The 15,018-nt window shown below is 58.9% G+C and carries 9 protein-coding genes; 2 read left to right on the forward strand and 7 right to left on the reverse strand.

Annotation, left to right across the window (positions count from 1 at the left end):
* Positions 1-4: 4 nt before the first annotated feature.
* The 7 genes from BLU46_RS21035 to BLU46_RS21065 all read right to left on the reverse strand — a co-directional run bounded on the left by BLU46_RS21035 (position 5) and on the right by BLU46_RS21065 (position 12,966).
* Complete coding sequence (locus BLU46_RS21035; RefSeq protein ID WP_093205111.1) at positions 5-1,603, reverse strand: ABC transporter substrate-binding protein; 1,599 nt, start codon at positions 1,601-1,603, stop codon at positions 5-7.
* Between the two features lie 81 nt (positions 1,604-1,684).
* Positions 1,685-3,082, reverse strand: coding sequence for an OprD family porin (locus BLU46_RS21040; RefSeq protein ID WP_093205115.1), 1,398 nt, complete (start codon positions 3,080-3,082; stop codon positions 1,685-1,687).
* Positions 3,083-3,253: 171 nt separating this feature from the next.
* A complete protein-coding gene (locus BLU46_RS21045) occupies positions 3,254-4,798 on the reverse strand; it encodes an ABC transporter substrate-binding protein (RefSeq protein ID WP_408003277.1) in 1,545 nt (514 codons plus the stop codon).
* A gap of 364 nt (positions 4,799-5,162) precedes the next feature.
* Positions 5,163-6,791 (reverse strand): ABC transporter substrate-binding protein, encoded by a 1,629-nt coding sequence (locus BLU46_RS21050; protein WP_003216000.1) that lies wholly within the window; start codon positions 6,789-6,791, stop codon positions 5,163-5,165.
* Positions 6,792-7,048: 257 nt separating this feature from the next.
* Positions 7,049-8,650 carry an ABC transporter substrate-binding protein gene (locus BLU46_RS21055; RefSeq protein WP_093205121.1) on the reverse strand — a complete coding sequence of 534 codons (1,602 nt, stop codon included), beginning with the start codon at positions 8,648-8,650 and terminating at the stop codon, positions 7,049-7,051.
* Positions 8,651-8,747: 97 nt separating this feature from the next.
* Positions 8,748-12,059 carry a dermonecrotic toxin domain-containing protein gene (locus tag BLU46_RS21060; protein WP_157721308.1) on the reverse strand — a complete coding sequence of 1,104 codons (3,312 nt, stop codon included), beginning with the start codon at positions 12,057-12,059 and terminating at the stop codon, positions 8,748-8,750.
* 193 nt (positions 12,060-12,252) lie between these two features.
* Positions 12,253-12,966, reverse strand: coding sequence for an SIMPL domain-containing protein (locus BLU46_RS21065; protein WP_003216012.1), 714 nt, complete (start codon positions 12,964-12,966; stop codon positions 12,253-12,255).
* 206 nt (positions 12,967-13,172) lie between these two features.
* On the opposite strand from BLU46_RS21065, the gene BLU46_RS21070 reads away from it, so the two are divergent.
* Together BLU46_RS21070 and BLU46_RS21075 are read left to right on the forward strand one after the other, a co-directional pair.
* On the forward strand, positions 13,173-14,435 hold the full coding sequence (locus BLU46_RS21070; RefSeq protein ID WP_063027110.1) for an ATP-binding protein: 1,263 nt from the start codon (positions 13,173-13,175) through the stop codon (positions 14,433-14,435).
* Positions 14,428-14,988 carry a response regulator transcription factor gene (locus BLU46_RS21075; RefSeq protein WP_003216016.1) on the forward strand — a complete coding sequence of 187 codons (561 nt, stop codon included), beginning with the start codon at positions 14,428-14,430 and terminating at the stop codon, positions 14,986-14,988. Before BLU46_RS21070 ends, BLU46_RS21075 begins: the two co-directional genes overlap by 8 nt.
* Positions 14,989-15,018 lie beyond the last annotated feature (30 nt).

The raw sequence follows: 15,018 nt of genomic DNA on the forward strand, positions 1-15,018 counted from the left end.
TTATCTACTTCACCTGGGTGGTGGCGAAGTTATTTGTAGTCAGAGGGCTTTGGGTAAAACCTTCGACGTTTTTACGCATGGCGGTGAACATTTTCGGGTAAGCCATGGGAATCCATGGTTGGTCCTTTTCGAAAACGTCCAGTGCTTGTTCATAGAGTGCAGCGCGTTGGGTGGGTTCAGCGATGGCGCGCGCCTTGTCGATCAAGTCTTGAAACTCTTTGTTACACCAGCGGGCGTAGTTTTCGCCGTTTTTCGCTGCATCGCAACTCAAGTTCGGGGTGAGGAAGTTATCCGGGTCCCCGTTATCCCCCGCCCAGCCGGCGGAGACCATGTCATGTTCGCCATTCTTGGCGCGTTTGAGCATTTCGCCCCATTCCATGACCTTGATGTTCACTTTCAGGCCGATTTGCGCCAGGTCCGCCTGCATGCGCTGGGCGCCGAGCATCGGGTTGGGGTTGGTCGGGCCGCCGCCGTTACGGGTGAACAGGGTGAACTCGGTGCCTTCCGGTACGCCAGCTTCCTTGAGCAGGGCGCGGGCCTTGTCCAAGTCACGCGGCGGGTTTTTCAGCTTGTCGCTGAAGCCCAGCAGGGTTGGCGGGTATGGGCCGGTGGCATCGATGGAGTTGCCTTTGCCGTACAGGGATTCGTTGTAGCCTTTTTTGTCGAACGCGATGTTGATCGCGTGACGCACCCGCGCGTCGCTCATGTACTTGTGGTTGGTGTTCAGGGCGGTGTAGCTGGTGGTCATGGCCGCCAGTTCCGCGACTTTCAGGTTTGGATCAGCCTTGGCATTCGGCACGTCATCGGGCTTGGGATACAGCGCGATCTGGCATTCGTTGGCCTTGAGCTTTTGCAGGCGCACGTTGCTGTCGGTGGTGATGGCCAGGATCAACGGGTCAGCCGGCGGCTTGCCACGGAAGTAGTCCGGGTTGGCCTTGAAGCGCACTTGGGCGTCTTTGGCGTAGCGCGAGAAGATGAACGGGCCGGTGCCGATGGGCTTGGCGTTCAGGTCGTCGGTCTTGCCGGACTTGAGCAACTGGTCGGCGTATTCGGCGGAATGAATCGAGGAAAACGCCATGGCCAGGTCGGCCAGGAACGGTGCTTCAGGGCGGGTCAGGGTGAAGACCACGGTGTGGTCGTCGGTCTTGTCTACACTCTTGAGCAGTTCCTTGAAGCCCATGCTTTCAAAGTACGGGTAGCCCACGTTGGACTTGTTGTGCCACGGGTGATTCGGGTCCAGCTGGCGCTGGAAACTCCAGAGCACGTCGTCGGCGTTCATGTTGCGCGTGGGTTTGAAGTAGTCGGTGGTGTGGAACTTGATGTCGTCACGCAGGTGAAAGGTATAGGTCAGGCCATCAGCGCTGATTTCCGGCAGGTCCTTGGCCAGCGCCGGGATCACTTCGGTGGTGCCGGGCTTGAAGTCCACCAGACGGTTGAACATGGTTTCGGCCGCGGCGTCGGCGGTGACAGCCGTGGTGTACAGGACCGGATCGAAGCCTTCCGGGCTGGCTTCGGTGCAGACGACCAACGGTTTGGCCGAGATGCCGACAGCGACGCTCAACAGCGCAGCGGCAATGGCAGCTTGTAACGGGAGCATTTTCATCTAAGAGCCCTCTGCAATCGATTGGACCAGACAAGCGTAGGCGGCGGGCCCGTCCTGAGCCCGCCGCCTACCTGGCGCTGATTAAAGAATGTTGAACGGGATGGTGGTCACCAGGCGGAACTCACGCAGGTTGCCGTCAGCCTGGTTGGCGCTGGCACGGTGAGTCACGTAGGTACCACGAATGGTGGTGGCCTTGAGTGCGCCGCTCTGGATCGCGTAAGCCGCGCCTACACCGTATTCCTGGTGCTTCTCGCCGTCCTGGGCCTGAATGCCGTTGTAGGCAAAGCCAGCCCGGCCGCCGTCGCCGGTGTAGTGAGTACCGTCGATACCCCAGCCGCGAGCCGAGTAGATGTTGAACTTCAGGCCCGGCACGCCGTATTCGGCCATGTTGATGCCGTAGGCGATCTGGAAGGACTTCTCGTTCGGACCGTTAAAGTCGGACGTCAGGGAGTTGGCCAGGTAGATGCCGTTGGTTTCGTGCAGGTAGTCGAAGTACTCGTCGCCGTTCACGGCCTGGTACGAGAAGGTCAGGCTGTGAGCCTGGTGGGTCAGGCCGAACGACAGCGAGTAGGTGTCGTTGTCGATCTTGCCCATCAACTTTTTGCCTTCGTCGACGGTTTTGTAGTAGTTCAGGCCGGTGGTCAGGGACAGGGTCTGGCTGTCACCCAGCTCGTGGGTAGCACCGAAGTAGTACTGGTTCCAGAAGTCTTCCACGTTGGCGGCGAACAGGCTGGTCTTCAGGCTCTTGAACGGCTGGTAGTTGACGCCCAGGGTGTTGACCTTGTCGGTTTCCTGGCGACCGTTGCCGTATTCGGTACGGAATTTCGACAGGCTCTGCTCGGTCCGTGGCGAAACGCGGTCAAACACGCCGCCCTGGAACGACAGGTTGCTGAACTCTTCGCTGTTGAAGCTCACACCTTCAAAGCTCGAAGGCAGTGCACGGTTGCCGATGGTGTCGACGATGCCGCTGCTGAAGTTCTGGCGACCGGCGGTCAAGGTGGTGTTCGAGACACGGAACTTGACGTTGGCCAGACCCAGTTTGCTCCACTGGTCTACAGCGTCGCCGTCGGAATCAGCCAGGGTACGGTTGGAGCCGCCCTTGATGTCGCGCTTGCTGCGGTCCAGGACCAGAGCGTTGTAGACCGCCACTTCAGTGCTCACGCCAACGGTGCCTTGGGTGAAACCCGAGGTAGCGTTGAGGATGGTGCCTTGCACCCAGTTGGTACGGTAGTTGTCAGTACGGGCTTCGCCGTGCTTCTGGTAAGTGAACTTGCTGCCACGGAAGCGTTGTTCGTTGGAGAACCAGTTACGGGTTGTACCGCCCAGGCTTGCTCCATCGATAAAGCCTTTGGCCTCGCTTTGGGCGCTGGTGCCGGCCAATGTGGTTGGAACGAAGTCCTGGCTTGCAGGTTCAGCGTAGGCGGTAGCCGTGATGCTGCTGATGGCCAGGGCCAGTAGCGCGTTGCTGCTCAGTTTCATGGGTGAAGCTCCTTTGGTTCTCTTTTTAATGCCGGTCTTTTTAGGTGAACCGGCTATTGGGTGTGTAACTCGTTCAAGCCTTTGCAAACGTTTGCCCAAGGGTAAAACCCGAAATAAGGCTGCACGTTTGCAGCAAGGCGAGTGCTCGCCCTGCGCAATCCGGTTATCTTTTTATGGGTTGATGCTGACGCCCGAGAACACGTTGCGGCCGAAGGGGCTGACTTTGAACCCTTCGACTTTGGCGCTTAACGGCTGGTTGACCGTCGAGTGGGCGACTGGCGTGATCGGCACCTGCTGCTTGAGCAGTTGCTGCGCCTGTTTGTACAGAACAGTCCTTTGTTCGCGGTCGGTCACGACCTTGGCTTGCTTGATCAGCTTGTCATACGCCGGGTCACACCACATGGAGTAGTTGTTCCCGCCGATGGCGTCGCAGCTGTAGAGGGTGCCCAGCCAGTTGTCCGGGTCACCGTTGTCGCCGGTCCAGCCGATCAGGCTGATATCGTGCTCGCCATTCTTGGTGCGCTTGATGTACTCGCCCCATTCATAGCTGACGATCTTGACCTTGAGGCCAATCTTCGCCCAATCGCTTTGCAGCATTTCGGCCATCAGCTTGGCGTTGGGGTTGTACGGCCGTTGCACCGGCATCGCCCACAGGGTGATCTCGGTGCCTTCCTTCACGCCGGCAGCCTTGAGCAGTTCCTTGGCTTTTTCCGGGTTGTAGGCGGCGTCCTTGATGGTGTCGTCGTAAGACCACTGGGTCGGTGGCATGGCGTTGACCGCCAGTTGCCCCGCGCCCTGGTACACGGCGTTGAGAATTCTCTGCTTGTTTACCGCCATGTCCAGGGCCTGGCGCACTTCGAGCTGGTCGAAGGGTTTGTGCCGCACGTTATAGGCGATGTAGCCGAGGTTGAAGCCTGGCTTGGTCAGCAGTTGCAGCTTCGGGTCGGCCTTCAGGGCTTCGACGTCGGCCGGGCGCGGGTGCAGGGTGATCTGGCATTCACCGGCCTTGAGCTTTTGCACCCGCACCGACGCGTCGGTGTTGATCGCAAAAATCAGCTGGTCGAGCTTCACGCGGCTCGGGTCCCAGTACTGTTTGTTGCCGGTATAGCGAATCTGCGAGTCTTTCTGGTAACGCTGGAATACGAACGGCCCGGTGCCGATCGGCTTCTGGTTGATGTCGCTGGGCTTGCCGACCTTGAGCAAGTGGTCGGCGTATTCAGCCGACAGGATCGAGGCGAAGCTCATGGCGATGTTCTGGATAAACGCGGCGTCGACCGTGTTCAGGGTCATCACCACGGTGTGCGGGTCGGTTTTCTCGACCTTGGCGATGTTCTTGTTCAGGCTCATCCCGTTGAAGTACGGGAACTCGGTGGGGTAGGCCTTGCGGAACGGGTGTTCGGGGTCAAGCATGCGATTGAAGGTGAACAGCACATCGTCGGCGTTGAAATCACGCGTCGGCTTGAAGTCCTTGTTGCTGTGGAATTTCACCCCTTCGCGCAGGTGGAAGGTGTAGGTCAGGCCGTCTTCGGAAATATCCCAACGGGTTGCCAGGCCCGGTACGACATTGGTCGCGCCTTTTTCGAACTCGGCCAAGCGGTTGTAGATAGGCTCGGCGGCGTCGTTATCGGTGGCCGTCGTGTATTGCGCGGTGTCGAAGCCAGCCGGGCTGCCTTCGGAGCAAAACACCAGGCTCTTTTTCTCGGCAGCCTGGCCCATCGAGGCCACAGCCAACAGGCTGGTGCCGAATATCGCGGATAGAACGGTGGTATGGCGCATGACAATCCCGATCCTTGTTTGTTGTTTTCGTCAGTGAGCAATCGCAAGGCCATTCAGGGCCTTGCGACAACACTGATCCCACAACGGCAGTTGCCCCACAGAGACGATGCTTCTGCCGTGCCACGACGTTATGGGTCGGGAGCCGGGCAGTAAATGCAACGAATCTGACAGACCTTGTAGGTAACGGAGCCGCGATTCGCAGTTAGCTGCCGTAGGACGGCGGCGTGTGCGGAGGTGGTCTGTTTCCTACGGCCTTGGCGGATGCAATAACGGCGACGTTATGAAACGTCGCCGCCAGCGATCCTTACTTGCCGCTTACGCTCACGCCGTAGAAGGAGTTCAAGCCAAATGGGCTGATCTTGAAGTCCTGCACGTTGTTGCGCATGGGTTGATACACCGTCGAGTGCGCGATAGGTGTCATCGGGACTGCATCTTTGAGGATATGTTGCGCCTGCTTGTACAGCTCGGTGCGTTTGGCTACGTCGGAAGTCGCCTTGGCTTCTTTCACGATGCCGTCGAATTTCTTGTCGCACCACTTGGAGAAGTTGTTACCGGCCAGGGAATCGCAGCCGAACAGCACGTTCAGCCAGTTGTCCGGGTCACCATTGTCGCCGCTCCAGCCAATGATCATGGCCTGGTTCTCGCCGCCTTTGGAACGCTTGATGTACTCGCCCCACTCGTAGCTGACGATGTTCACTTTCAGGCCGATCTGTTTCCAGTCATTCTGCAGCATCTCAGCCATCAGCTTGGCGTTCGGGTTGTACGGACGCTGGACCGGCATCGCCCACAGGGTGATCTCGGTGCCTTCCTTGACGCCGGCTTCCTTGAGCAAAGCCTTGGCTTTGGTCACATCAAACGGAGCATCCTTGATGGTGGTGTCGTAGGACCATTGGGTAGGCGGCATGGCGTTGACAGCCAGTTGGCCTGCACCCTGGTAAACCGAGTCGATGATCTGCTGCTTGTTCACCGACATGTCCAGGGCCTCACGCACGCGCAGGTCGGACAGCGGGTTAGGCGCGGTCTGGCCCTTGAGGACCGGCATTACGTTGTAGGCGATGTAGCCCAGGTTGAAACCGGCCTGGTGCGGCAGTTTCAGGTCCTTGTCTTCACCCAGCGCCTTGAGGTCGGCTGGACGTGGGAACAGGGTCACCTGGCATTCGTTTTTCTTCAGCTTCTGGATACGCACCGACGGGTCGGTGGTGATGGCGAAGATCAGGTTGTCGATCTTCACGTCTTCAGGCTTCCAGTAATCCTTGTTGCCGGTGTAACGGATGTTGGAGTCTTTCTGGTAGCTCTTGAACACGAACGGACCAGTGCCGATTGGCTTCTGGTTGATGTCCTGTGCCTTGCCTTCCTTCAACAGTTGGGCGGCGTATTCAGCCGACTGGATGGAGGCGAAGCTCATTGCCAGGTTCTGGATGAAGGCGGCGTCCACGGTGCCAAGGGTGAACTTGACGGTGTGGTCATCGACTTTCTCGATGTTCTTGATGTTGGTGTCCATACCCATGTCCGTGAAGTACGGGAACTCGGTTGGGTAGGCTTTACGGAACGGATCGTCTTTATTGATCATCCGGTTGAAGGTGAACAGTACGTCGTCAGCCGTGAATTCACGAGTTGGCTTGAAGTACGGGGTGGTGTGGAACTTGACGCCTTCACGCAGGTGGAAGGTGTACGTCAGGCCATCCGGGGAAACGTCCCAGGTCGTGGCCAGCCCAGGAACAACAGCGGTGCCGCCGCGCTCGAACTGGGTCAGACGGTTGAACATGGTTTCGGCCGAAGCATCGAAGTCTGTTCCGGTGGTGTACTGGCCTGGGTCAAAACCGGCCGGGCTCCCTTCGGAGCAGAACACCAGGTTGCTCGCCGCTTGGGCGAAAGGTGCAGCAGCCATTAAACCGGCGCTGACTAATAACGGAATGACTGCGTGTTTAAGCATGTTGGCCTCATGATTTGTTGTCATTTTTGGTAGTGAGGGCGACCTCGTGAGTCGACCTGCGGATACTATGCAGGGCCCATACCCAATGCAAGATGTTGAGAGCCTACAACGGCTAAACAGTGGTACGAACGTACACGAATGTCGCATATGTGTAAGTTCAGACACATTTACGCACTTTTGAGGGGTTTTTTCGGTGCGAGGGCTGCACCAGTAATGCCCAACCGAGGCGTCTGGCGCACTCGGTTGGGGCGTCGCTGTTACTTATTCAGACTGACGCCGTAGAACGGTGTGAGTCCAAATGGACTGATCTTGAAGTCCTGTACTTCCTTTCGAAGGGGCTGGAAAACCGTCGAGTTTGCGATAGGCGTTATAGGTACTTGTTCCTTAAGGATTTTTTGTGCCTGTTGATACCACTTGATGCGCTGTTCACGGTCGCTGCTGACCTTGGCCTGCTGCACGAGTTTGTCGTAGGCCGGGTTACACCACTTCGCATAGTTGCTGCCCTTCACCGCGGCACAACTGTAGAGCACGCCGAGCCAGTTATCCGGGTCACCGTTGTCGCCGGTCCAGCCGTAGATCATCACGTCATGCTCGCCGGCTTTGGCGCGTTTGATGTATTCGCCCCACTCATAGCTGACGATATTGGCCTTGATGCCGATCTTTTCCCAATCCTGCTGGATCATCTGCGCCGACATCCGGGCGTTGGGATTCGATGCACGTTGAACCGTCATCGCCCACAGGTTGAGGGTGGTACCTGGTGCAACCCCTGCTTCTTTTAGTAGCGCCCGCGCCTTGGCCGGATCGTAGGGCGCGTCCTTGATCGTCGGGTCATAAGACCACTGCGCCGGAGGCAGGGCGTTCTGCGCCAATTGTCCGGCACTCTGGTACACCGCCTTGATGATTGCCGGCTTGTCGATGGCCATGTCCAGGGCCTGGCGCACCTTGAGCTGGTCCAGGGGCGGATGGGTCACGTTGTAGGCGAGAAAGCCCAGGTTGAAGCCGGCTTGCTGAAGGACCCGCAGGTTGGGGTCTTGCTTCATCACTTCGATGTCGGAAGGGCGCGGGTAACCGCTGACCTGGCACTCGCCCGCCTTGAGCTTTTGCAGGCGCACGGCGGCGTCCGGAGTGATCGAGAACACCAGATTGTCGAGCTTCACATCGTCGGGCTTCCAATACTGTTTATTGGCGCTGTAGCGAATCTGCGAATCCTTCTGGTAACGCTTGAACACAAATGGCCCGGTGCCCACCGGCTTCTGGTTGATGTCGGCGGCCTTGCCTTCCTTGAGCAACTGCGCGGCATATTCGGCGGACTGCACCGAGGCGAAGCTCATGGCCAGGTTCTGCACGAAGGAGGCATCAACGTTATTCAGGTTGAAGCGCACCGTGTGTTCGTCGAGTTTTTCGACGTTCTTGATGGTGGTGTTCAAGCCCATGTCGGTGAAGTAGGGCGATTCCGACGGATAGACTTTACGGAACGGACTCTCGGGATCCAGCAGGCGCTGGAAGGTGAAGAGCACATCGTCGGCGTTGAAGTCACGGGTCGGGGTGAAGTAGTCGGTGGTGTGGAACTTGACGCCATCCCGCAGGTGGAAGGTGTAGGTCAGGCCGTCTTTGGACACATCCCAGCTGGTTGCAAGGCCAGGTTCGACTTCAGTGCCGCCGCGCTTGAACTGGGTCAGGCGGTTGAACACGGTTTCGGCGGAGGCATCGAAATCGGTGCCGCTGGTGTACTGGCTGGGGTCGAAGCCGGCGGGGCTGGCTTCGGAGCAGTAGACCAGGGTGCTGGCCGCCTGGGCCAGAGGCATGAACGCCAGCAGGCCGGCAGCGAGGAGCAGCGGTTTTAAGGTGATTCTTTCCATGGAGACCCCAGAGATAGCACAAAACGGCGGTTACCGAGGTTACCGCCGTTTAGTGCTGCCAGGTAGGGGCTCATCACCTGACGGGCAAGGAACACGATCAGATGTTCGTTGGCATGGAGATTTCTATTTTGGTCGGCGCCGACTTGTCGATAGTGTAATCGTCCACATCAACCTCATTACTTTCACGTATCGTGAATGTCCGGATACTTTTTATATCCAGGTCCCGATTGATAACCATGCCATCTTCCGTTGCATATTTAAGTATCCAGTTCGTTTCCGCGATGACGGTGTGTTCATTGCTTGCCGGGTTGTAATTGATAGTAAAGTTCTTCGGGCCTGCGGCGACGCTGTAATCATCCTTCAACAACGGTTGCGACAGTTCAAGCAATGCTGGTAACGATGAACCTTGGTGGGCCACCTCGGAAATTCGAGCGCGTAGCGCCGGGTCAGGCACCTGCGCCTCAAATGTGGCAAACCGGTGTCTGAGGGTGTCGTGTTCATCGTTATCTTTTGCCCTGAAATTCAACTCCGTACGTGATTCCACACCGGCTTCGGTTTTCACAATCGTATAGTTTTCGCGATTCAGATCAGGCGCAAAGCTGGAGGAATATTGGGTGTTTGAATAGGGGGATTCCCTTGCCCTTTCATTGGCGGTAACGGCGAACTCATTGTCGTCGACTGTCCAGGAAACGCTGAGCTTCCTTTTCATCGTGGAGCCATCTTCATAAACACTGTCGGTCGGCAAGAGATTCTTGTCGAGCGCCAGGTTCAGGTAGCTATCAAACTTTTCGGCGCCACTGATTTTAATCCCCTTTTCGTCCACAAACAGCTGGGAAACCTTCGGTTCAAGTGCTGTGGGGGTGCTGGGGGAATTCGAGGTCGACCGGGACCAGGGCCAGCCTCCTTTTAGCGTATCGCGCACCCATCCGCCGTCACCGTTGGACTGCACCGTCATCACCGGTTTGCGGGTAGCAGGGTCAATAATCTGTACATAGTTGTCGCTGAGTTTGAAATCCCCTCTGATCTCGTAAACCTTGCTCATACCACTGCTGTCGGTGTGGCGGATCAGCCACTGGTCAACACCGTCGCTGTCCTTGACCTGATAGACGCCCTTGGCGTTGGGCGTGCGGTTTGCAATCAGGCGCTCGCCATCCGCGACCGCATGGCCACTGACATTGCCCGCCTGCGAAGGTTGTAACCGGTCAGCCAAACCACGGCCTGCACGGCTTTGATCAAGCGTATTGAGTGTGTTGCCCTGGCCGGGCAGCGTAGTCACGTTTTCACGTGGCGCTGCAAACGGGTCTTCGACCTTCCCGCTCGCACCGGCGGAAAACAAGGTGTTGAGCGCACCATCGAAGGTTTTCCAGGCGCCATCGCTGCGTTCAGCCTGGGTGTCGCCCGACGCGGTTTTTTCCGCGCCTAACGCGAGCTCCGTGACGCCCAGGACCCCGACGGTGGTGGCAGCGGCGAGTCCGCCAGGCGCCATGGGGGCGAATATCTTGAGGGCAGTGGAGACGTCATTGAGCCAGGTATCCCGGGTCACTTCGCTGTTGGATTTGATCGAGGTGTCCGCATCACTGGTCATCCGCGCCTTGGCCTGGACGCGCATCTGACTGAAGACGTCGCCTTCGATGCGCACGGGTTTGCGATCAATCGTTTCGCCCTCCATCTTCGACCAATCGCCGTTGGCCAAATGCACCAATGAGGTGTCGACCCCTGATTTGCCCAGCGGGCCGCCGTCCTGGCGGTCAAGCTTGGAGAAGTGGCCAGCGAGGGCCTCGCGCTTTTTCGGATCCTTGGCCTGCTCGACCACCCACTCATCCATTTTGTCCAGGGAGGCGAACCTCAGGAATGCTGGTGTGGCACCGGGAATGTAGAGAATCTGCAGGCCGTCACGCCGATTGTTCTGGTAGTTGTACTGGCCGTCATCAAGGACGGCGAACCGGATGATGTCGCTGGAACCCCAGCCGTTGATATCGAAAGGGTACGCTCGCAACTGATCTTTGGCCGGCGCTTCAGCCTTCAGTTGGTCGACGGTCAGCGGCGCGTTTTCGGCCTGGGGAAGGTTGGACGCCGCCTTCATGACCAGGCGATAGTCATCCCGGGTGAACTGATGCTCAGGCGGCATCAGCTTCTTTTCGGCGGGGGGCTTGGTTTCATAGGCGCTCAGTTGCTGGCGTGCCTGTTGGACGAATTGTCCCTTGAGGGTGGTGCGATAGGCATCCCCATGGGTGTTCCAGAAGTCATTTATTTTGCTGGTCATGCGCCCCTGAAAGTCGGTTTTCCAGCTTTCGTGCATCAGCGTCGACGGGGCAAGGGGGAACTGGTTGTGGGCACCATAGCCGCCCTTGGTACTTTCTCCGGGCCCCGCCGTATAGATACCCGCTTCAGCGTCAATTTGGCCGGGGATGCCGTCATGTTCGGAAAAGTTATCCAGCAGTGCATCCGGCAGGCGTTTGGAATAGAACGGTTCTTCATTGATGTGCATCGCGCCGGTCGCGGTACCGGGCGACGCGCTCTGGCCATGGCGAAAGCGGTTGAGATACAGGCTGTCGGGGTCGACGTTGGTTTGTCCGGTCGCTTTTTCGATCAGCTCCTTAGTCCACTGTTTGGCCTCGTTGTGCACTTTGGGAAAGGCATTAGCCACACCGTTTGCCAGGTTTGAATAGGCCAGCTTCTGCGGTGCAACGCTATTAAAGGCTTCGGTATTGGCCTTCTGGGTTTCCAGCGCCTGGGCCGAGCGCAGGTTGGCGGGCCGCAGGCGGTCATCGGTGGCAATGGCGCCGAAAGATTGATTGTGCTCAAGCTGCCTTAGCTGTGTTCTGCCCTGCGCAAGGTTGGCGGGGAGCGGTATACCGTAGAAGTTTGCGACCACTTTCGCGCTGACATTCACCGTATTCTCGTCTGAGCGTATGCGTAACGCCTGACCGGCGCCGGGCGCGATAACCTGGGCGGACGCCAGAAGGGGCCCTGAGACCTGTGCCCAGCCTGAACCGTCGGTCAGTGAAAAGTCCTTCTTCACGCCGTTGACGTTGGCGGACATGGCACCGGTGGAGGGCACGACCGACAGGGTGGACGGGGCGATGTTCCGCTCGCGCATCCAGCCCTGGATAACCGGGTGTTCCAGTTGCGAGCGATGCAGCTCAAGCCACTGGCCCAACACCGTCTGGGAGGGGACCTTGACCAGGCCGGGTGTGTGACCTTCAACCTTACGTTGTACCGCCCCGATGTAGGCCTGAACCAGGGCTGGGTCCCCGGGAGCTGCGGCTTCACCTTGCGGTTGCGCTGGGGTAGAGGTGAGCGTGTTGTGAACGCTGGGGTGTGGATTGGGGGGCGCCGTCATTGAAACGGCTGGCTGCAGAAATCGGGTATTTATGCTCTGTAGGGACGGGTACAAACGATGGGACATGGTTGCGATACTCGATAGTGGTTTGGACACATACCCGCAGAGCAATCCCTGTCAACGTGGGGGGTATATATGGGTGTCGAAAACCGGAATATCGATTCCGTGGTGAATTGAGACGTGAGTTGCAGGATATGTTCTCACCTGAACGCAAAACGCTGCCCGTAGGCAGCGTCATTGCAACTCCGGTACCGCTCAATCAGGGCATCTGGACTTCGATCACGCCATCCGCGGTCATGTTGACCTGGCTGGTGCCGGCTTCGACTTCCGGCGTGGGTGCCGAATCCATCGCTGCGGCTTTCATCATCATCCCACCGCGGGCGTAGGGCTGTGGATAACCGTTGGTGTTGAAGTTCAGGTTGACGATCTTGTAGCCCTTGCCGCCCAGCGCATCGGTGGCCAGTTGTGCACGGGCCTTGAACGCGGTGACCGCCTCTTTAAGCAGGGCATCTTCGCTGGCTTTGCGGGTCGGGTTGGCAATGGCGAAATCCATGCTGTCCATTTTCAGGTTGGTCAGCATGTCGCCGGTGAGCTTGGACAGGGCGGCGAAATCGGCACTTTCCATGCGCAGTTCAGCGCGTTCACGCCAGCCGGTGATTTTCTGGTTCTTGTTGTCGTAGATCGGGTAGCTGTTGCGGCTGCCCTGGCGCAGGGTCACGCCTTTGACTTCGCGGGCCTGGGCCAGCGCCTTGTTCATGGTGGTGGTGATTTCGGCGGCCAGCTTGGCCGGGTCGGTGTTCTGCGACTCGGTGTACAGGGTGACGATCATCTGGTCGCGCGCCACTTCCTGGCTGACTTCGGCACGCAGGGAAATCTGGTTGTAATGCAGTTCGTCAGCGGCCATGGCCGGCAGGCTGGCGAGGGTAGCGGCGCCGAGGGTGAGGGTGGCTGCACTGCGAATGAAACGAGACATGTAAGCTCCTTGAGATGTTCGTGTTCGGTAAGACTGTAGACGCAAGGTTTCAGTTCTTCGGGTTTACACATTCGCTACAAGTTGGCGGATGCCGACGAACGGTCATGATCCTGACCCCTGCGTCAAAGAGCCACACACGCCGTGCCAGCGCTGTCGCTTCGTTTATACTCCGTGCGATCCGCCTGCAGCGCTCATCGGGAGAGCTCATGCTCGCCGCCGTAAAACTGACTTCCGCCACCCGCCAGAACCTTTGGCGCCTGACGTTCATCCGCACCCTGGTGCTGGCCGCACAGGCCGGTTCGGTGGGGCTCGCCTATTGGTTCAAGCTGCTGCCGCTGCCTTGGTTGCAGTTGGCCGTGACCCTGGGCTTCTCCACGGTGCTGTGTGTATTTACCGTCATCCGGCTGCGCACCACGTGGCCTGTGACCGAGCTGGAATACGCCCTGCAATTGGCCTGCGACCTATTTATCCACAGTGTGTTGCTGTACTTCTCCGGCGGTTCCACCAACCCCTTTGTTTCTTATTACCTGGTGCCACTGACCATCGCGGCGGTGACCTTGCCGTGGCGTTATTCGGTGGTGCTGTCGGGCATCGCCCTGACCCTCTACACCCTGCTGCTGGCGCAGTTCTACCCGTTGCAGACCTTCCCCATCGCCCGGGAAAACCTGCAGATCTACGGCATGTGGCTGAGCTTTGCCCTGTCGGCGGCGGTCATCACCTTTTTTGCCGCACGAATGGCGGAAGAGCTGCGGCGCCAGGAAGAGTTGCGCGCCATTCGCCGTGAAGAAGGCCTGCGGGACCAGCAGTTGCTGGCCGTCGCCACCCAGGCCGCCGGCGCGGCTCACGAACTGGGCACGCCGCTGGCGACCATGAGCGTACTGCTCAAGGAAATGACCCAGGACCACCACGACCCGGCCCTGCAAGACGACCTGAGTGTGCTGCAGGAACAGGTCAAGCAGTGCAAGCTGACGTTGCAACAACTGGTGCGCGCCGCCGAAGCCAATCGCCGCCTGGCAGTGGAGATGCAGGACGTCACCCAGTGGCTCGACGAAGCCCTGAACCGCTGGCACCTGATGCGTCCCGAAGCCAGCTACCGTTTCCACCTGCTGGGCCAGGGCACGGTGCCGCGCATGGCGCCGCCGCCGGACCTGACCCAGGCGCTGCTGAATCTGCTGAACAACGCCGCCGATGCCTGCCCGGAAGGGTTGGAAGTGACCCTGGACTGGGACGTGGAAGACTTCACCATCAGCATTCGCGACCACGGTGCCGGCGTGCCGCTGGCGATTGCCGAGCAGATCGGCAAGCCCTTCTTTACCACCAAGGGCAAAGGCTTCGGCCTGGGCCTGTTTTTGAGCAAGGCCAGCGTGACTCGCGCGGGCGGCTCAGTGAAACTCTATAGTCATGAGGAAGGCGGCACGCTCACCGAGCTGCGCCTGCCCCGTGTCGCACGAGGAGACATCGATGAGTGACGAGATCCAAGTCGAAGGCGAAGAACTGCCGCACCTGCTGCTGGTAGATGACGACGCCACCTTTACCCGCGTGATGGCCCGCGCCATGAGCCGTCGTGGCTTTCGCGTGAGTACCGCCGGATCCGCCGAAGAAGGCCTGGCCATCGCCACGGCCGACCTGCCGGAATACGCGGCCCTGGACCTGAAAATGGACGGCGACTCCGGCCTGGTGCTGCTGCCCAAGCTGCTGGAGCTGGACCCGGAAATGCGCGTGGTGATCCTCACCGGCTATTCCAGCATTGCCACCGCCGTCGAGGCGATCAAGCGGGGTGCCTGCAACTACCTGTGCAAGCCGGCAGACGCCGACGACGTGCTGGCCGCCTTGCTCTCCGAGCACGCCGACCTCGACACCCTGGTGCCGGAAAACCCGATGTCGGTGGACCGCCTGCAGTGGGAACACATCCAGCGGGTGCTGACCGAGCACGAAGGCAATATCTCCGCCACGGCCCGCGCCCTGGGCATGCACCGTCGAACGTTGCAGCGCAAGTTGCAGAAACGCCCGGTTCGACGTTGAACGGCGACTGAACAATCTGCGTCAGGCCGC

The sequence above is a fragment of the Pseudomonas yamanorum genome, from assembly GCF_900105735.1.
Lineage (GTDB): Bacteria > Pseudomonadota > Gammaproteobacteria > Pseudomonadales > Pseudomonadaceae > Aquipseudomonas > Aquipseudomonas yamanorum.